At 37.5% G+C, this 18,699-nt stretch carries 17 protein-coding genes and 1 rRNA gene; 10 read left to right on the top strand and 8 right to left on the bottom strand.

The features are described from left to right. Nucleotides 1-152: 152 nt before the first annotated feature. Nucleotides 153-268 (top strand): 5S ribosomal RNA (gene rrf, locus HF876_RS06860). A gap of 1,096 nt (nt 269-1,364) precedes the next feature. Here rrf and HF876_RS06855 read toward each other — a convergent pair. After that, on the bottom strand, nt 1,365-1,805 hold the full coding sequence (locus HF876_RS06855; RefSeq protein WP_169359330.1) for a YybH family protein: 441 nt from the start codon (nt 1,803-1,805) through the stop codon (nt 1,365-1,367). 276 nt (nt 1,806-2,081) lie between these two features. On the opposite strand from HF876_RS06855, the gene HF876_RS06850 reads away from it, so the two are divergent. After that, the gene (locus tag HF876_RS06850; RefSeq protein WP_240949687.1) at nt 2,082-3,386 is read left to right on the top strand and encodes an alpha/beta hydrolase family protein; all 1,305 of its coding nucleotides are present in this window, start codon (nt 2,082-2,084) and stop codon (nt 3,384-3,386) included. 57 nt (nt 3,387-3,443) lie between these two features. On the opposite strand, the gene HF876_RS06845 is transcribed toward HF876_RS06850, so the two are convergent. Both HF876_RS06845 and HF876_RS06840 read right to left on the bottom strand, forming a co-directional pair. After that, nucleotides 3,444-4,349: an EamA family transporter gene (locus HF876_RS06845; protein ID WP_169359329.1), complete on the bottom strand. Its 906-nt coding sequence runs from the start codon at nt 4,347-4,349 to the stop codon at nt 3,444-3,446. Nucleotides 4,350-4,368: 19 nt separating this feature from the next. Beyond that, nucleotides 4,369-4,938 (bottom strand): GNAT family N-acetyltransferase, encoded by a 570-nt coding sequence (locus HF876_RS06840; RefSeq protein WP_169359328.1) that lies wholly within the window; start codon nt 4,936-4,938, stop codon nt 4,369-4,371. 93 nt (nt 4,939-5,031) lie between these two features. On the opposite strand from HF876_RS06840, the gene HF876_RS06835 reads away from it, so the two are divergent. From HF876_RS06835 to HF876_RS06810, 6 genes are all read left to right on the top strand, one after another. After that, complete coding sequence (locus tag HF876_RS06835) at nt 5,032-5,229, top strand: PLDc N-terminal domain-containing protein (RefSeq protein ID WP_240949686.1); 198 nt, start codon at nt 5,032-5,034, stop codon at nt 5,227-5,229. After that, on the top strand, nt 5,226-6,125 hold the full coding sequence (locus HF876_RS06830; RefSeq protein ID WP_169359327.1) for an ABC transporter ATP-binding protein: 900 nt from the start codon (nt 5,226-5,228) through the stop codon (nt 6,123-6,125). Before HF876_RS06835 ends, HF876_RS06830 begins: the two co-directional genes overlap by 4 nt. After that, nucleotides 6,122-6,904, top strand: coding sequence for an ABC transporter permease (locus HF876_RS06825; protein ID WP_169359326.1), 783 nt, complete (start codon nt 6,122-6,124; stop codon nt 6,902-6,904). Before HF876_RS06830 ends, HF876_RS06825 begins: the two co-directional genes overlap by 4 nt. A gap of 17 nt (nt 6,905-6,921) precedes the next feature. Continuing rightward, nucleotides 6,922-7,623 (top strand): CBS domain-containing protein, encoded by a 702-nt coding sequence (locus tag HF876_RS06820; protein WP_169359325.1) that lies wholly within the window; start codon nt 6,922-6,924, stop codon nt 7,621-7,623. A 100-nt stretch (nt 7,624-7,723) separates the two neighbouring features. Then, nucleotides 7,724-8,008: a hypothetical protein gene (locus HF876_RS06815; protein ID WP_251555460.1), complete on the top strand. Its 285-nt coding sequence runs from the start codon at nt 7,724-7,726 to the stop codon at nt 8,006-8,008. A 118-nt stretch (nt 8,009-8,126) separates the two neighbouring features. Then, nucleotides 8,127-8,927, top strand: coding sequence for a metallophosphoesterase (locus tag HF876_RS06810; protein WP_169359324.1), 801 nt, complete (start codon nt 8,127-8,129; stop codon nt 8,925-8,927). A gap of 141 nt (nt 8,928-9,068) precedes the next feature. On the opposite strand, the gene HF876_RS06805 is transcribed toward HF876_RS06810, so the two are convergent. From HF876_RS06805 to putP, 5 genes are all read right to left on the bottom strand, one after another. After that, nucleotides 9,069-9,668, bottom strand: coding sequence for a hypothetical protein (locus HF876_RS06805; protein WP_169359323.1), 600 nt, complete (start codon nt 9,666-9,668; stop codon nt 9,069-9,071). Nucleotides 9,669-9,776: 108 nt separating this feature from the next. Next, nucleotides 9,777-10,379 (bottom strand): response regulator transcription factor, encoded by a 603-nt coding sequence (locus tag HF876_RS06800; RefSeq protein WP_169359322.1) that lies wholly within the window; start codon nt 10,377-10,379, stop codon nt 9,777-9,779. Between the two features lie 2 nt (nt 10,380-10,381). Continuing rightward, nucleotides 10,382-11,512 (bottom strand): sensor histidine kinase, encoded by a 1,131-nt coding sequence (locus HF876_RS06795; protein WP_169359321.1) that lies wholly within the window; start codon nt 11,510-11,512, stop codon nt 10,382-10,384. Between the two features lie 86 nt (nt 11,513-11,598). Then, nucleotides 11,599-12,651 (bottom strand): Delta(5) desaturase DesA, encoded by a 1,053-nt coding sequence (desA, locus tag HF876_RS06790; RefSeq protein ID WP_169359320.1) that lies wholly within the window; start codon nt 12,649-12,651, stop codon nt 11,599-11,601. A gap of 157 nt (nt 12,652-12,808) precedes the next feature. Next, entirely contained in the window at nt 12,809-14,299 is a 1,491-nt protein-coding gene (gene putP / locus HF876_RS06785; protein ID WP_169359319.1) for a sodium/proline symporter PutP, read from the bottom strand. A gap of 147 nt (nt 14,300-14,446) precedes the next feature. On the opposite strand from putP, the gene HF876_RS06780 reads away from it, so the two are divergent. Beyond that, nucleotides 14,447-15,613 (top strand): exonuclease SbcCD subunit D, encoded by a 1,167-nt coding sequence (locus tag HF876_RS06780; protein WP_169359318.1) that lies wholly within the window; start codon nt 14,447-14,449, stop codon nt 15,611-15,613. Further along, nucleotides 15,610-18,690 (top strand): AAA family ATPase, encoded by a 3,081-nt coding sequence (locus HF876_RS06775; RefSeq protein ID WP_169359317.1) that lies wholly within the window; start codon nt 15,610-15,612, stop codon nt 18,688-18,690. The genes HF876_RS06780 and HF876_RS06775 overlap by 4 nt, the downstream gene beginning before the upstream one ends. The last annotated feature ends 9 nt before the right edge of the window (nt 18,691-18,699 follow it).

Raw genomic sequence — 18,699 nt, 5'->3', positions numbered from 1 at the left:
GTTCGGGGTGGAAGCGTGGCGACATGTGCAGCTGACGAATACTAATCGATCGAGGACTTAACCAAATTGTTTGTTTCGATTAATGATGTCTTTTATCCAGTTTTGAGTGAACAACTCTGAGGGTTTCAATCATGTATTGAAAGCCGAAAAGGTCTAGTGATGATGGCGAAGAGGTCACACCCGTTCCCATACCGAACACGGAAGTTAAGCTCTTCAGCGCCGATGGTAGTTGGGGGTCTCCCCCTGCAAGAGTAGGACGTCGCTGGGCACTAAAGGAAGTCGTCACCGAGTAATCGGTGGCGGCTTTTTTGTTTTTTGTTTTGTCTTTTACAGAAAAAGCCGAAGGCACTTTCTCCCTAAGGAAGTGAGCGAGAAGCCGGAGGGGCAAAGAGTTCGAGGAAGCAAGGAAGAGAGGCTCGGAGCGTATGGCATACGCGAGAACCGAACGACTGCGGCTGACAAAGAAATCTGCCGCCCATCTGGTTTCGGAGCCGCCGATGGTAGTTGGAGGGTCGCCCCTGCAAGAGTAGGACGTCGCTGGGCAACTAAAGGAAGTCGTCACCGAGTAATCGGTGGCGGCTTTTTTGTTTTTTGTTTGTCTTTTACAGAAAAAGCCGAAGGCACTCTCTCCCTAAGGAAGTGAGCGAGAAGCCGGAGGGGCAAAGAGTTCGAGGAAGCAAGGAAGAGAGGCTCGGAGCGTATGGCATACGCGAGAACCGAACGACTGCGGCTGACAAAGAAATCTGCCGCCCATCTGGTTTCGGAGCCGCCGATGGTAGTTGGAGGGTCACCCCTGCAAGAGTAGGACGTCGCTGGGCACCAAAGGAAGTCGTCACCGAGTAATCGGTGGCGGCTTTTTTGTATGTCCTTATAAAGAAATAAGACCAAGACTACTATTCTTCATAAGCAAGTGACCTTGGGACAAGACATTTTGTCATAATAAGCGAGAATCGGTCGATTATATCCAATAACCGGTCGGTTCAGCATAATAATCGGTCGGTTTCACGAAAAAATCGGCCGGTTATACCCAATAATCGGTCGGTCAACCACCAACAGGAGAGATTCACTCACCTAATGATAAACAAACTCTCTATTCATGAAGAATTCTTGCGCCGTCTATCTGATTTAGCAATCCGTTCCTGGGCAATTGGTGAGGTGGCCCATCTGGTTTCGCAGTGCCGATGGTAGTTGGAGGATTGCCCCTGCAAGAGTAGGACGTCGCTGCGCAACTAAAGGAAGTCGTCACCGAGTAATTGTTGGCGACTGTTTTATTATATTTAAAGAAGTCTTTGTTTAAGGTAAAGGTAATTTAATAATATACATAAAAAATGAACTGAAAAATGTTAGTAATCCCAATATTTTTTTCACTTCAAATTAAAAATTCCCTTACCAGTCTCTATATTTATTGGTAACGATGAATGTTCGTGAGCTATAAACCAAGATTCGTTCACTTTTTTTAAACAATATGTGATTCGATTTGTCATTTGACGAATTTTCTCATCAGATTCTTCTAGGTGCGCAGCAAAAGTTACCGCACAATATACAAATGCGAGATGTGAATTTTCATCAACGACTAGATCACTAAAATCAACTTTGAGTAGAATGCGGTCCTCGCTCAATCCGTTAAACCACTCTACCACGCTTTCCTTCCATGAAGAAATCCCCTTGCTCTCCCAGTTCTCCCAGGAGTCATAAATATGCACGTTAGGCGCATACATAGATAAGAATTTTTCAACATCTTTTTCGTGAACTGCTTTTTTGTAATTTTCAAGTACGTCTTGAACCTTTAAAAAAACCTCCGTCATTTATTGCAACACCTTTCTAATTTAGAAATGTAAGAATGCTGATATAAATGTATTCTATACTCGAACATTTTTTCCTCTTTAAACTAACCTAATTGTTACTTCATTATAAATTCCATAAACATAATTCTTTATATGAAAATCTAAATTCTACTTTCCCTCTAGTATGTTTTAAAAAAAGAATTTAATAAAGCAAAAACCTTTAAAATAAACTGAAAATTATTTACTTCTTTCTATAAGTGCTGTTATACTATAAATAGAACAGAAAGGTGAATCTAAATGAACTATAAAAAAGCACTTATATTAAGCTTATTACTATTTCATATTTTACTTTCTGGATGTAGTGGTAGTGATAAGCAAGGAGGGAAAGAGGTGTCTAAAGATAAGGAAGAGACGAGTACAAATGTTTCCTTAGATATGGTAGAGGGAGTGTGGGAAGGATCCATTAACGTTCCTAATCAACCACTCCCAATTAGTATTAAATTCACAAAAGAAGAAGGCTTGATTAGTATCCCGATTCAAGGATTAAATGGTCACCCATTAACGAACATTTCCTTAAACGGTAAGGATATTACCTTTAACATGCCACTTCCGGGACAAAAAATTACCTTTGCTGGGAAGCTGCAGGATGAAAAAATGGCAGGTACGTTTACACAACAAGGTCAGTCGTTTCCATTTGAACTTACTAAGGTAACTGATGTAGCTAAGGCTGAGCATTTAGAAGAATTAGAAGTAAATGGAGGGGAAATGATTGGTCAAATTGAGATTCCTGAGGGGGAAGGACCGTTCCCACTTATGATCATTCTTGCTGGCTCGGGACCCACTGATCGTAATGGTAACTCCTTAGTAATGGTAGGGAAAAATAATAGCTTAAAAATGATCGCAGAAGAATTAGCTGCAGAAGGAATTGCCAGCATCCGCTACGACAAAAGAGGCGTTGGCTTAAATATGGGCCTTGCTACTAAAGAAGAGGACTTAAGATTTAACCACTATATTGAGGATGCTGTTGCTTGGGCAGATTTTGCGAAAGAAGACGATCGTTTTAGCGATATAGGGTTCATCGGACACAGTGAGGGTTCTCTTGTAGGGATGATTGCTGCTCAAGAGGCAGGAGCGAATGTATTCGTCTCATTAGCAGGGGCAGGTAGGCAAATAGATGAAATTCTATTAGAACAGTTAAGAAATCAGTTGCCAAGTGAGCTTATGAGTGAATCTGAAAAAGTAATTAAGAAGCTTAAGCAAGGTGAACAGGTAGAGGAAGTGTCGAATGAATTACACATTATATTCCGTCCATCTGTACAACCGTATATGATTTCCTGGCTTCAATACAATCCTATTGAAGAGATTAAAAAGTTGGATACAAGAATATTACTTATAAACGGAACAGCAGATTTGCAAGTCCCTAGTAGTGATGCTGAGCTTTTACATCAAGCAAAAGATTCTGAGCTTCTAATAATTGAGAAAATGAACCATGTGCTAAAAGAATCCCCATCTGATGAGGCAGGGAATATGGCGACATATACAGATCCAAGTCTACCGTTAGCAGAAGGTTTAATGGATGGAATAATTGAATTTATAAAGTAAAACACCAGAAACCGAACAAATAAAAAAAACGCTGAACGGTGAGTTCAGCGTTTCGACCTACACAATAGGCTTTTGTTGCTTTTGCTTTCTTCGAATATCTGCAATCGTTGGGATACACATACCTATCAGAATAATGACGATACCTATAACTTGTAACCAAGTAAGTGCCTCGCTTAACACAAGTACAGATACCATTACAGCTACAGGTAATTCCATTGCACTTAGAATAGATGAAACTGCGCCGCCAACTTTTGGTACAGCGATTACGAAGAAATAAATAGGGATAATGATACCTAGTAATCCTAAGCCTAGTCCCAAGTAAAGTAGAGATTCCGTAAATAGTTTACCGTTCCACATGATTTCTGGGCTTTGGAAGACAGAGATCATTAAAGCAGCGATAAAGGAAACCCAAAGTAAACGAGTAGTAGTATTCATTCCTTCTACTTGTTTAGTATTAATGTTCATATTAAGTGAGAAGGAAATCGCTGCTGCGAAACCATATACCCAGCCTCTCCAGTCAATTCCACTCAAATCGACATCTAATACCCCTGCAGCTAGCAGTGTACCGGCGAATAAAATAACAAGGGAGATAACTTCTGCTCGAGAAGGTAATCTTTTTCTTATTATACAATCAATCAAAGTACCGATCCACGTAAACTGGAAGAGCATGACTACTGCTAGGGAGGCTGGTAAATATATAAGGGCTTGTCCATAGACAATACCCGTAGTTGCTGTAAAAATCCCTGCTAACAGTATAATTTTAAACCCGCCATAAAGACGTGGTATTTTTCTTTGTGTCACCATGTAGATGACTAATGCTAATAGGAAACCAACAATGTACTGACTAGAAACAGCTTCTGAAGCTGTATAGCCTTGTCCGATTGCTAATTTTACCATAGTTGATAAAGTCCCGTAACAGCTGGCTGCGAAGACAACCATTAAGGGGTAGATCCATAATTTCATAACCTTGCTTCTCCTTCAATCAGGGGCCTACCGTTTTCACCATGTGATAGAAAGGCTCGCCAATAATTGTCCAAGGACAAACATTTTCAAATCCTAGACGATTATATAAGCGGATTGCAGCCTCTTTCTCAGTTTCTACATTCAAGGAGAGTTTCCCGCCACCGTTATTTTTGACTACTTTTTCAGCAAAATTTAATAGCCTCGTTCCAATACCATGTCCACGATAGGCTGGATCGACAACTACAGTATCTATATACCATTCGCCAGGTAGCGTTTCTTTATCTATCGTCACCTGTTCACCCTTTTTGGCTGAGAGATACTGCTCTAAATTAGCATCCAAAGTAACTGCTTGTTCAGCAGTATAAAAAACTAGTACTCCAGCAATTTGACCTTCCATTTCTGCAACGTAGGTATTTAAATAGGAATGACGATTGCTGGTTTGAGTAAATAAGTGAATGAACTCCTGGGTGATCGCTGATTCTTCAGTTTCTCCAGTCATTTGCATCGAAATGTCACCGATTGCTTCCATAATTAGAGGAACTGATGATTCGGCATCTGCTTTAATAGCTTTTCTTATTACAATTTCCATTCAATTCACCCCCCAATTTGCTATTATAACATAGTTTGTGAAAGCTTTCTTTTATAAAAGCTATAATTGGAAATTAAAAAAGGAGGAATCATATTGAATCTTTCAACAATACCTTGGGAATTAATATTACCCATTGTTATTTTACAATTTATTTTAATGATTGTTGCCTTTGTAGATCTGATAAAGGTATACGACACAAATGGTCCTAAGTGGCTTTGGGTAATAATTATTTTCATATCAGGAATAATAGGTTCAATTATCTATTTCATAGTGGGGAGACGGAACGAATGAATACATTACTAACTGTTCAATCATTAACCAAGCAATATGGAAGAGAAAAAGTAGTGAAAGATGTTTCCTTTTCATTAATGAAAAATACTTCAACAGCCTTAATCGGTCCTAATGGTGCAGGTAAAACTACTACACTTTCTATGCTCACGGGACTAGTAAATCCAACGTTTGGCGATATTATTCTGAAGGAGAATAAGGAGGATGCACGTAGAATGATAGGGTTTTTACCACAATATCCTAAGTTTTTCTCATGGCTTTCTGCAATTGAATTTACAGAGATGACTGCAAAGTTAAGTGGGGTAGATACTAGAGTTGCTTTGAAGGAGGCAGAGAAAATCTTAGATTTTGTGGGACTCGGTAATGTAAAAAAGAAAAAAACAGGTACGTTTTCAGGAGGGATGAAACAACGATTAGGATTAGCACAGGCAATTGTACATAATCCATCCCTTCTTTTATTAGATGAACCAGTTTCTGCATTGGATCCAGTAGGCAGAAGAGAGATTTTAAATCTTTTAAAGGAACTTCAAGAAAGAACTACTATTCTATATTCGACTCATATTTTAAATGATGCGGAAGAAATGACGGATCAGCTATTATTTTTGAGAAATGGTGAGCTGGTAGAGCAAGGTTCATTATCGGATGTACGTGAAAAATACGCAAATCCTATGATTAAAATTATCTTTTCCTTAGAAGAAGAGGCGAAAGTTTTTGCAATTAGCTCCCCTTGGAATGTAAAACAAAAAGGGTCCTCTGTCTGTATTCCTATAAGGGAAAACGAACCGCGAATGCAAGAGATTTTAGCATACGCGTCTTTAGGAGATTGGACTGTTCAAAGGATAGAGAAGGCATCGGCTAATCTCGAAGAAATATTTATGCAGGTGGTGAACAAACAATGAATACATTTCTTGTTTTGTTTCAAAAGGAATGGAGAGAAAACATCCGTAATTTTAAGATTCTCTGGATTCCTCTTGTGTTTATTCTATTTGGGATTACAGAGCCTGTCATGAACTACTACATGCCTCAAATCCTAAGCTCTGTTGGAAATTTACCTGAAGGAACAGTCATTGAATTTCCTTCCATGACCTCTGAACAAATATTAATGTCCACCATTAGTCAATATCAGTTAATCGGCATGTTAGTAGTTATTCTAGCTTTTTCAGGTATTATTTCAAGGGAACGGAAGAATGGTACGGCAACTTTATTATACGTTCGACCACTTTCATTTACAGGTTATGTAGGAAGTAAATTGGCGATCTTGAGTATAATTGTTTTAGGTAGTTTTATTTTAGGAATAGTAGCTAGCTTATATTATACATCCATACTTTTTGGATCGATAGATTTCTTAAGTTTTATAGAATTTACTAGTATTTATGTTCTGTGGCTTTTATTCGTGATTAGTATTGTTTTATTTACTAGTGCTGCCTTATCAACTGGAATGGCTTCTACGGTGTCTTTTGTTTTGGTAATAATTGTTCAGGTTATAGACGGACTGCTAGGCACATACTGGACTAACTCCCCATGGAAGTTGCCAATGTATGCTGGTTATGTTTTGAACGGTGATGTTGAAAGTAGCTCATATATATGGAGTATCTTAATTACGATATTAGCAATCAGCTTCTTATTGATGGGGGCAGTTTTTTCTACCAAAAACAACGTCTGGAAAGCTAAAATATAATAACAGGAGACTTATATATGACATTACGCAACTCAGATCGTTTTATCACTTCTTACAATAGATTAGATAAAATCATGAGGGATATAGCTGATACTCAGGAACACTTATCCTTTTTTAGGTTAATCGATTTCGCTAAGAAAAAAAACGCTGTACTAAGACGATATGAAGCAGACCTTCGAGAATATGGTGACTTAAGAAACGCAATCGTGCACCATCGTACAACTATGGAATATGCGATAGCAGAACCCCATGAAGAGGTAGTAGCAAAGATGGAAGAAATCGAAGAGGCTTTAAGCAAGCCTGTCACAGTAGGAAATATGTTCTCCGGAGAAGTAACTACCTTTCAGGAAACAGATTCTTTAAGCTATGCACTCCAGGTTATTAAGGATAAGAAATACAATCAATTTCCTGTGTATAATGGGGATAAATTTAAAGGTCTTATCACACCAGTAGGAATTACTATGTGGATGGCAAGTGAGGTAGAGTCCAAGAGTTTCTCAAGGAAAAAAGCAACCCTGGGTGAAATTTTGAAGCATGAAAGCAATAGAGAGAATCACCGCTTTGTTGAAGCAGAGATGTCCGTGTATGAGGCGCTAGAAGTTTTTAAATCAGCAATTGGACGTGGAAAGAGATTAGAAGCACTACTAATTACTAAGGATGGAAAACTGAGTAACCAACTAATAGGAATTGTAACTCCAATGAGTATGATGAAAATTTAAAAATAATCATTTATCAGATGACTATTTTCCCTTTTATGACGTAAAATGGAAGTGGACGTGATTTTATCATGTAAACTATAATAGGGATGGAGGATTGTAAGTGAATACGTATGAAGAGGGGCAGTTACATTATAAAGATGGCTCGGCAATAAAAACTTCAACTGAGATGACTGTAATGGAATGGATCATCACGATGCTGATTATGGCTATTCCCATTGTTAATCTGGTTATGTTATTCATTTGGGGATTTGGTAATCCAGACCCAAGACGTAATTTTGCTCGAGCATCACTTATTTGGATGGCTATTTCTATAGGGTTAGTTATAATAATATATATTGTTATAATAGTATTCTTCCTCGCTGCATTTCAAGGTGTAAATTATTAGCACTTATTTCCTGGGAAATTATAATAACCGACAAAATTTAACAATCCCCATACATTTATGGGGATTTATTAAATTTCTCAGGGGTATCGTTTTTTGCAAATAGACTAGGAGATTTTAGATGAAAAAATGGATTGTTTTATTAGTAGTTATATTAGCTGTGCTACTTTACATAGGGAACACTCGAGTAAGTATTAACGAAGTAATAATAGAATCAGAGAAGATTCCAGCTAGTTTTAATGAATGGAAGATTTTGCAGATATCCGATTTACATGATGCCACATTTGGTGATAAGCAAGCAAAACTCGTACATAAGATTAAGGAAGTAAACCCGGATATTATTTTTATCACAGGAGATATAATCGACAGCAATCGATATGACTTACAAAATAGCTTGGATCTAGTCAATCAAATTATTAGTATAGCACCGGTTTACTATGTTACTGGAAATCATGAAATTGCTACAAATGATGTTAATCACATTAAAACTTCTTTAATGGAGATTGGTGTCCATGTTTTATCCAATGAGGAAGTAACGGTTGAATATAATGGGGAGAAAATGCGTATTATCGGCATTGAGGATCCTTTAAGTGGTTTGCTTGTTCGAGAGCAGCTAGAAAACTTTGAAAGCAGCGAGGATTATACCCTTGTGCTATCTCATAGACCAGAGGTATTTCATGATTATGTTAATTCTGAAATGGATTTAGTATTTTCTGGTCATGCGCACGGAGGTCAATTTAGAATTCCTGGTTTAGGTGGGTTAGTGGCACCAGGACAAGGGTGGTTTCCAAAATACACTGCAGGAACATATAAAGAAAAGGAAACGACTATGATTGTGAGTCGGGGGTTAGGAAACAGCTTGGTTCCCATTAGAGTCTTTAACACTCCAGAGTTAATCGTGGTTACATTAAAAAGTATATAATCACGCTGTTTGAAGGTGATTGTTTTTTTAAATAAGGTATTGTCTGTTCATTTGAAACAGATAGTGCCTTTTTTTGTGCAATCAACGATTAAAAAAAGCGAGTGTTTGAACGATTATTGTCCTCCTACTCGCTATAAATAATTACTTTTCAACTATTTGAAAGGTCTCTAAAATAGATCGGAAATTCGAACCATGTCCTTCTGCGGCCTCTAGAAAGTACTTTTGTGTAATAACAAAGCTTCCTCCAACGCCATTATCTATGATATAGATATCACCAACAGGACTATCCCAGTTGGTTAGCCCGGCTGAATCGTGACTAATTGCATGTAGCCAGTATCCAACCACTGGATCAATAACCTTTTCCGTTTCTTTAGGGCTAGTATAGTCAACACCCATTTGCATCTCTAGAATAGGAAGGAGCTCCTCAGGGGATTGATCATTTATCTGTTCTATTTTTAATGAAACCTCTGGATATTTTTCTTCTAAAGGTACTTTAGTAGTGAGGGTATCCGACTGATCATCCTCTACTAATTTATAAATATCTTCGTCAAAGGTAATCATGTAATCGACTTGTTTTTCAACAGGTTCATATGCAGACCCTTTCGAATCCGATTGTTGATTTTCCTCAGCTTTCTCTTTACTAGGAGCCTTAACCTGACTAATCATATTTGGAAAAAATATGATTAAAATGGTTACCACTGAAATAATAACTATGGTCAAAGCCAAATACCTCTTTTTCATATTTTTCACTCCTCTTTGCTAAAGGATTTACTTAATACAAATCACCAGCTAATAATGGTGTTAAGGTATTAGACGTAAAATATGGAAAATGGTAACAGGGGAAAGAAATTATTTAAACCAACCTTTTTCTTTAAAGCGAGATATTGCCTCAATTCTATTTCCCACTTGAAGCTTTTCTAATATTACTGAAATATAGTTTCGGACAGTACCAGGAGTAATATATAACTCACTTGCGATTTCTTTCGTATTTTTTCCGTTAGCGATTAGCTCAAGCACCTGGCTTTCTCTATCTGTTAACGGATTTTCTTCTTCTTCAAAGGCCATATCAACTAATTCTGGAGCATAGATCCGTCGACCATCCATAATTATTCGGATTGAGTTAGCCAGCTCCTCACTAGGGCTATCTTTTAAAAGGTATCCATTTACGCCTGCTTTACGCGCTCTTTCAAAATAGCCTGAGCGTGCAAAGGTAGTTAAGATGATTACCTTACATGGGTGATCCTTTAATTCCTCTGCTGCATCTAATCCACTTTTAATAGGCATTTCGATATCCATAATACAAATATCAGGTTGAAGCTGCTTAATAAGAGCAAGAGCTTCCTCTCCGTTATTCGCTTTACCTACTACTTCCATGTCTTCTTCCAAATTTAGAAGAGATCCAAGTGCTCCTAAAACCATTCGTTGATCTTCAGCGATGACAATTCGTATCATGTCTAATCCTCCTGCCGTGTTTGTAATATTACATTTGGTACTCTGATATTAATCGTTGTACCATTTTTTGAATAAATATCTAGTGTACCATTAACAAATTCCAGTCGCTCCCTAATTCCTTGCAATCCATGACCTTTAATCCAGTCTTTACTAAGGTCTAATCCTTTTCCATTATCGTGTACTTTTAATAAAGTTTCCCTTGCTGACTGCTTTAATGAAATAGAGCAGGCAGTGGCTCCACTATGTTTTACCACATTAGTCACGGATTCCTTCAGACACATACTTAGCATGTTTTCAACAATAGGCGGTGTTTTAACAAGATGAAGGGAGCCACTAAACTTACAAGAAATACCTGCTGCATTAAGTATTTGCTGCACTCTATAAATCTCATCCTCCAATTTAGTACCACGCATATTTGTAACGAGCTCACGTACCTCTTTTAAAACAGAACGAGCTGTTTGATGAATATCTTGAATTTCATGCTTAGCTGCTTCAGGGTCCTTATCCATTAGCCTTCCAGCTAAGTCGCTTTTCAAACCAATCAAGGAAAGCTTTTGACCAAGTGTATCATGTAGGTCTCTTGCTATTCTTTCACGTTCTTCAATAACCATATATTGAGCAATACGCTGATTAGCATCTTCTAGTTGGCCTTCTAGCATTTCTCGCTTATGACGATTATAAGTACTAAAAGGCAATAAAATTACCCCAAGTATACATATAACCAAAAATGGCCATTGAGAAATAAATAATTCTATTTTTATATAAAAGCCGATAATAACAGCAGTTAAGGTGGAGAGAATATTTAGGCTATATATTAAGAAGAAGCCCAATCTTTGTGTAATATTCCCGATAAAAAAGGAAAGAAAGATAGAAAAGTAAATATACCCATAATAATAGGTCATCAATAAGCTAATTATTATTTCAATAGCTAAGCAAACATATAAAAACCAACCTGTCGACTTAAAAGAAAGACGGTATGCAAGAAAGAATATTCCTGTGAAGAGCAGACCTATAATGATTTCAGATAGCTCGTTTGAACGAAAAATAAAGAAAAAAGGAAAGATACAAAATACGACCCAAGCATAAATACTTAGCCAGGGAGCTTTAGGGAAAATCTGATACCATTTATTCATTTAACAGACACCTTTCACGTATACACTTTCTTTTATTATAAAGTAAAACCACCCCCTAGTGGATAAGGAATGGTTTTAAGAGAGGTCTATTTTCCTTCAATTGTTGTATTTTTAGCATTAAGATTTACTGCATCTTTAGATTGTTTAAGCAAATGCTTAATCTCTTTAAAGGTTACAAAGCTTTTGTTCTCTTCATCAAATAAACGGAAATGAATAGATTGTAAACTTGTACGAAGATTTATAGTTGTAGCTTTGTGTAAGGGTGGTGTAGATTCATGTGCTTTTTCTAAGTTGTAATTAGGTACTCTTGGACTTAAATGATGAACGTGATGGAAACCAATGTTTCCTGTTACCCATTGTAGCACTCTTGGTAATTTGTAGTAAGAGCTTCCTTCGATCGCAGCTTTTACATAATCCCATTCTTTCTCATCTTCGAAGTAGGAATCTTCAAACTGATGCTGTACGTAGAACAACCAAATCCCTAAAGCTCCTGCTACAAAAAGAATAGTTCCTTGTATAATGGCAAATGCTTGCCAGCCAATTAGCCAAATCATGAAAGAATAAATAGCAATTACTGAAATGTTAATAAGATACGTATTATAACGCTCTTTTCCTTTAGCGCCTTTACGGTTAATACGATTACTTACTAGAAATAACAAGGCAGGTCCTAAACCAAACATAACAATTGGATTACGATATAGTCGGTAAGAAAGACGTTTCATCGGTGAAGCCTCTATATACTCTTCAACTGTCATCATCCAAATGTCACCAACGCCACGTTTGTCTAAATTGCCACTAGTTGCATGATGGATGTTATGCTCGCGCTTCCACTTCTCGTATGCAAATAAGGTAATGATACCTGTAATAGTTCCTGTTATATTATTAGCTTTTTTATTTTTAAAGAAAGATCCGTGTGTGCAATCGTGGAAGATAATAAATATACGAACGACAAATCCTGCAGCAATGATGGATAATCCAACAGTCAACCATACAGAAATGTCGAGGCTTAAATAGGCTAAAAACCAGAGGATAAAAAATGGTGGAATTGTATTGATGAGCTGTACTATGCTTTTCTTCAACTCGGAATTTTCAAATGGTTTTACATTCTTACGTAATTCAAGTGTTTTTTCTCTACTCATTATAATTCCTCCTATATACATATTTCGTTATGTTAACTATAAAGCAATGCTGGTATTAGGAGTAGGCATAAACGTCAAGTCAACACTATGACAAGTATCATATAGGACAATATATAGAAAAGGGCTAACCTGTAGTGTGAGGTTAGCCCTTTTCTTATTATTTTTTACGCTCTTCTTTTAATAATTGAACGGTGTCATCGAATTCTTTTTCAATCTCAGCATTAGGCTTATAGGTTAGTAAGCTCACTACCACCGTAACAATCAGAGCTAAAAGGAAGCCGGGAACTATTTCATATAATGCGTCTTTAAGTGTTTCGTTAGCCTTCCAGATTACAACAGTTACAGCACCAACGACCATACCTGAAAGTGCTCCGGAAGCAGTAATCTTTTTCCAATAAAGTGAAAGTAAAATGACAGGACCAAATGATGCACCGAAGCCTGCCCATGCAAAGGCTACAAGGCCTAAAATAGTCTCGTTTTGCTCCCAAGCAAGCACTGCAGCAACTATCGATACTACCAATACAGCAATACGTCCATAATTTACATATGTTCTGTCGGAAGCATCTGTTTTTATAAATGCTTTATACAAGTCCTCTATTAATGCCGATGATGTAACGATTAATTGAGAGGAAATAGTACTCATAATAGCTGCTAAGACAGCAGCAAGTACTAGTCCTGCTATAAAAGGATGAAAAACAATTTGACCGAGTGCAATGAAAATAGCTTCTGGGTCAGTAAGAGTCAATTCAGGATGTTGCTTATAATATGCTAGTCCTACTAAAGCTGTCGAAATAGCTCCAACTAAACTTAGAATCATCCAGCCGATACCGATACGACGAGCATTTTTGGTTTCCTTTACTGAACTGATGGCCATAAATCGAACAATTATATGAGGTTGTCCGAAGTAACCAAGACCCCATGCCAAGGAAGAAATAATACCGGCTGTAGTAGTCCCAGCGATTAGACTTAAATGATTAGGGTTAACTTCTTTAATAGATTCCACTGTTGAATCTAGCCCTCCAGTAGCAAACAAACCGATAATCGGCACAAAAATCAATGCTAAAAACATTAGGAGTCCCTGCAGAAAATCAGTGTAACTAACTGCTAGAAATCCTCCGAAAAGAGTGTAAGCAACTACAACAGCAGATACTACTAGGAGACCGGTGTGGTAATCTAAACCGAACGAGCTTTCAAAAAATACTCCCCCAGCAACCATCCCTGAGGATACATAGAAAGTAAAGAATAAAAGAATAATGAGACCTGATACAACGCGTAATAAACGGGAAGATTGTTTCAAGCGACTTTCTAAGTAACTCGGAATAGTGATCGAATCATTCGAAACCTGTGTGTATACGCGTAAGCGTGGTGCTACATATAGCCAGTTTAAATATGCACCAATGGTTAAACCAACCGCTATCCAAGCTTCTCCCATACCATGTAGATAGATTGCTCCTGGTAATCCCATTAGGAGCCACCCAGACATATCAGCAGCTCCTGCACTTAAAGCGGTAACAGCTGGGCCGAGTGAACGTCCTCCTAGCATATAATCAGTCAGGTTAACTGTCTTTCTATACGAATAATATCCGATAGCAAGCATGGCAACCATATAGATAGCTATGGCTATTATTTGATAAGTTTCTGTGGACATATAAAATCCTCCTTTTAATCATAATCTTTACATATTTACTATTTAACTTTATATGAAATCTCGGCAAGTTAATATAACCTGTCCTCCTTAAATGATAAAATAGATATAAATTAACATAAAATCTTCAGTGTAGGAGGGTAATTACTCATGAAAATATTTCACACAGCCGACTGGCATTTAGGTAAATTAGTACAAGGAATCTATATGACAGAAGATCAGAGACATGTGTTGGCTTCATTTATAAAAGCAATTGAGGAAGAAAAGCCAGATGTAGTAATCATAGCAGGAGATTTATATGACCGTGCTGTACCACCTGCAGAAGCTGTAAATTTGTTGGACAATGTACTTGCAGAGATTGTATTAAAGCATCAGACTCCTGTTTTAAGTATTGCGGGCAACCATGACAGCCCAGGCCGTTTAAATTTTGGAAGAAACATTATGAAAGAAACTGGTTTACATATAGTGGGACAACTAACAAAAGAGTTTAATTCTGTGACAATCAGTGATGAATATGGAGAAGTAGAATTTCATCTAATCCCGTATATGGACCCTTCTCAGGTTAGGTTCATACTCGAGGATGAAACAATCACCAGTCATCAGCTAGCCATGAAAAAAATAGTGGAAGCTATTGAATTGCAAATGGATTTTTCAAAAAGACATGTATTTGTAGGACATGCCTTTGTTACTCCTCAAGGTCGGGAAGAGGATAATACTAGTGAGTCAGAAAGACCGCTTGCCATTGGTGGAGCTGAGTATGTAGATGCTTCGCTATTTAAGAACTTCAAGTACACAGCGTTAGGCCATCTTCATCAAGCACATTTTGTGCAAAATGAAACCATTCAATACGCGGGATCTCCTTTAAAATATTCCATTTCAGAGGAAAACCATAAAAAAGGCTTTCTAATAGTAGAAATAGATGAAAAAGGGTGTGCAAAAGTAGAAAAAAGATTACTTACCCCTAAAAGAGATATGCGCACAGTGGAAGGCTATTTGAATGACATTTTACAGCATCCTACAAGCGAGGATTACATTTTCGTGAAGTTACTAGATGAAACGCCAATACTTTCACCAATGGAGCAAATTCGAACTGTATATCCAAATGCCATGCATGTAGAAAGAAAAGTATTCCAATCCTTTGGAATAGGAAAAGCAGAAGAACCAAAAAGTCGTCAGAAGATGGATGACTTAATGCTATTTGAATCCTTCTATGAGGAAATCAAGGGACAATCTCCGGCAGAGGAAACAAAAGAACTATTTAAGGAAGTACTTTCCGGATTGATGCTTGAAGAAAGAGAAGGAGGAAGCAGAGCATGAAGCCTATTCAGTTAAAAATGACAGCATTCGGTCCCTATAAATATACGGAAACGATTAACTTCCTGGATTTGATGGATCATCGATTATTTGTAATATCTGGAGCCACTGGAGCAGGAAAAACGACAATATTTGATGGAATAAGCTTTGCCCTTTATGGCTCTGGGAGTGGAGAGGATAGAAAAGATACAAAAATGTTGCGCAGTGATTTTGCATTGGATCAAACGCATACTTCTGTTGAATTGATATTTGAAATATTTAACCGCAAATATCGTATTTTAAGACAGCTTCCTCACGTTAAAAAAGGAAATAAAAGCTCAACGGGTGAAAAATATGAGTTCTTCGAAATAAAGGAGACAGGGGAAGTACCTGTTGTTGAAAGACAAATAGTTTCAGAGATTAACAAGAAAATAGAGGATATCATTGGACTTACTCAAGATCAGTTCAGCCAAATTGTCATGCTGCCACAAGGTGAATTTCGGAAGCTATTAACCTCTTCTACTGAAAACAAGGAAGCAATTCTTCGAAAAATATTTAAAACAGAACCCTACAGGCTGATTAATGAAAGACTTAAAGAGAAAAAATTAGTTGCTGAGGCAGAGCTTAAAAAAGAAGAAAACACGCGTAATAGTTATTCGGAACAGATTATGGCCTCTTTTCCAAAACGGGAGTCTATTCTTTTTGACCTCCTGGAGGAAGGTAATTATAATATATTCCAGTTAAAGGATGCTTTACAGGCAGAGACTAATTATTACCGAGATAAAATAGAAAAAGACGAGCTCCTCTGTGAAGAGGCATATGAAAATCAGGTAGCAAAGCAATCAGCCTATTACAATGCAAAAACCACCAATACCCAGTTGGAGGAGCTTGAGTTAAAAGAGCAAAACCTCCAGCGTCTTCTTAGTCAGGAAGAAACATGCAAAAAGGAAGAAATTAGACTAGAGGCAGCAGAACGGGCAAATACTATAGAAGCAATCGAGAGTCACTATAAAGAAACAGTTACTGAAGGAAATTTAAAGGAAAGCTTATTGCTTAGAGCTAAAGAGGAGCTATCCTTAACATCTAATTCCTTAATTCAGATGGAAGAGGTCTATCTCAAAGAGTTAAGCAAAAAGCAAGACCGTGAGCAAAGTGTAGAAGCTTTAATCCAGCTAAATGCTCTATTACCTTTAATGGAAGACCTAGAAAAAAGGAAGCGGCAGTTAAAAGAGTTAGAGGTTAGGCAACGTAATCTCAAGGAGCAGCATGAACTTAAAATAGCTACATACCAACAAGCTAAGGCAAGCCACCTTTTGATGAAAAACGAAATAGAGAAACTAGAGGAGCAAGTAAATCCATTAGATAACAAGGTTCAACAATACTCTCAGATTAAAGGGCAATATCAACTAATGCAGGATTTTATACAGCAGGAGTCCAAGTTTGAGGAATTGAAGAGCATAGAAGAAAAGGAAGAGACGATATACCTGAAAGCCCAGCAAACTCTTCAATATGAAGAAGGCAGATGGCTTAATAATCAGGCGAGTATCCTTGCCTCTAGGCTCGTAGACGGCGAAGCTTGTCCTGTATGTGGTAGTACCGAGCATAAGCCAACAAGCACTTATACCCATGAAGCTATATTAACGGATGAGCAAGTGCAGATGCTGAAAAAAGATCTTACGAGTAAGGAAACTAGCTACTTAACTATACGTACCAAACGAGAGCATGCTCTTGAGAACATAGAAAAAATCTTGGAACAGCTAGAAGAGCTACAATTATCTATTCTAGATATAGAGCAAGTAAAAATGGATCTAAATCAGCTAGAAAATGAAATAGAAGGTCTCCGTTCTGATAAAGAAAGCTTAATTTCCTTAAAAGAAACGTACAAAACGAGTGTAAGACAAATAGAGGAATTAGAAGAAAACAAGAATAATATAGAAGCAGCTTATATCCATGCAAAGGCCGAATATGAGCAGGCAAATGCCGTCCTAGAGTCCAAACAAAGCTCTATCCCAAGTACAATTTCTAATCTTGAGGAGCTTCATGAACAAATTAATGCTGCTACTAAACAAAAGCTTCTATTAGAAGAAACATGGGAGAAGGCTCAAAAGCAACATAAAGATGCAGAGGAATCCCATACGAAAGCCCAAATGAGATTAGAGCATGCCATTCAATCCGCAGAGGAAGCAATACTTAAGCAAGAGAAGGCTAAACAACAATTTTTACAATCGCTAGTAAAGGCTGGTTTTGAAACTAAAGAAGAGTATGAGGAAGCAAGAATGGATGAACCTGCGCGGAAGGCGTTAAGAGAACGTTGTGAAGCATATAAACAGGCGGTACATACATTTACCGAACAAGTGAAGGATGGTTATAAGAAGCTAGAAGGTAAGAGTAAAGTCGATTTGAACGCCCTTGAAGAAGAGTTAAGCCAACTTAAAACTGCATATGAATCTGCATTAAATACTTTGAATAGTACTAAGGAGTTTGTAAAAGCGGGCATAGAAATTCAAGAAAAAATAGCATTATCCAGCGATCGTATTGCTAAGTTAGAGCAACGAGTAAGTCATATTCTCGATTTATACGATTTACTTAGAGGGCAAAATCCTTTGAAAATTTCTTTTGAACGCTATATACAAATAGAGTACTTAGAACAGATTATTTATGCAGCAAATGAAAGACTCAAGCATTTATCGAATGGACAGTACCAACTAATGAGAAGTGATAGACAGGAAACCCACGGCAAGCAAAGTGGACTAGGTCTAGATGTATATGATGCTTACACTGGGCAAATCCGAGATGTTAAAACATTATCCGGGGGAGAGAAATTTAATGCCTCCCTATGTCTTGCGCTTGGTATGGCAGACGTCATCCAAAGCTATCGTGGAAGTGTAAGAATTGATACGATGTTCATCGACGAAGGTTTTGGTTCACTAGACGAAGAGTCTTTAAATAAAGCGATAGACACATTGGTAGATCTTCAAAAATCTGGACGCATGGTTGGTGTGATTTCTCATGTGAGTGAGCTTAAGTCGGCTATTCCTGCCATACTTGAAGTCGAGAAACTAAAAGAAGGCTACAGCCAAACAAAGTTTGTGATTAAGTAACGGAGGGAT

Source organism: Psychrobacillus sp. BL-248-WT-3, assembly GCF_012843435.1.
Taxonomy (GTDB): domain Bacteria; phylum Bacillota; class Bacilli; order Bacillales_A; family Planococcaceae; genus Psychrobacillus.
Note: the sequence above shows the minus strand (reverse complement) of the source record. Positions and strands in the feature narration are given on the sequence as shown.

Coding starts and splice junctions, on each gene's coding strand:
- desA (WP_169359320.1), bottom strand. CDS start 12,651: ATGAGTAGAGAAAAAACACTTGAATTACGTAAGAATGTAAAACCATTT.
- HF876_RS06825 (WP_169359326.1), top strand. CDS start 6,122: ATGAATACATTTCTTGTTTTGTTTCAAAAGGAATGGAGAGAAAACATC.
- HF876_RS06820 (WP_169359325.1), top strand. CDS start 6,922: ATGACATTACGCAACTCAGATCGTTTTATCACTTCTTACAATAGATTA.
- HF876_RS06840 (WP_169359328.1), bottom strand. CDS start 4,938: ATGGAAATTGTAATAAGAAAAGCTATTAAAGCAGATGCCGAATCATCA.
- HF876_RS06850 (WP_240949687.1), top strand. CDS start 2,082: ATGAACTATAAAAAAGCACTTATATTAAGCTTATTACTATTTCATATT.
- HF876_RS06855 (WP_169359330.1), bottom strand. CDS start 1,805: ATGACGGAGGTTTTTTTAAAGGTTCAAGACGTACTTGAAAATTACAAA.
- putP (WP_169359319.1), bottom strand. CDS start 14,299: ATGTCCACAGAAACTTATCAAATAATAGCCATAGCTATCTATATGGTT.
- HF876_RS06830 (WP_169359327.1), top strand. CDS start 5,226: ATGAATACATTACTAACTGTTCAATCATTAACCAAGCAATATGGAAGA.
- HF876_RS06795 (WP_169359321.1), bottom strand. CDS start 11,512: ATGAATAAATGGTATCAGATTTTCCCTAAAGCTCCCTGGCTAAGTATT.
- HF876_RS06800 (WP_169359322.1), bottom strand. CDS start 10,379: ATGATACGAATTGTCATCGCTGAAGATCAACGAATGGTTTTAGGAGCA.
- HF876_RS06775 (WP_169359317.1), top strand. CDS start 15,610: ATGAAGCCTATTCAGTTAAAAATGACAGCATTCGGTCCCTATAAATAT.
- HF876_RS06810 (WP_169359324.1), top strand. CDS start 8,127: ATGAAAAAATGGATTGTTTTATTAGTAGTTATATTAGCTGTGCTACTT.
- HF876_RS06805 (WP_169359323.1), bottom strand. CDS start 9,668: ATGAAAAAGAGGTATTTGGCTTTGACCATAGTTATTATTTCAGTGGTA.
- HF876_RS06845 (WP_169359329.1), bottom strand. CDS start 4,349: ATGAAATTATGGATCTACCCCTTAATGGTTGTCTTCGCAGCCAGCTGT.
- HF876_RS06780 (WP_169359318.1), top strand. CDS start 14,447: ATGAAAATATTTCACACAGCCGACTGGCATTTAGGTAAATTAGTACAA.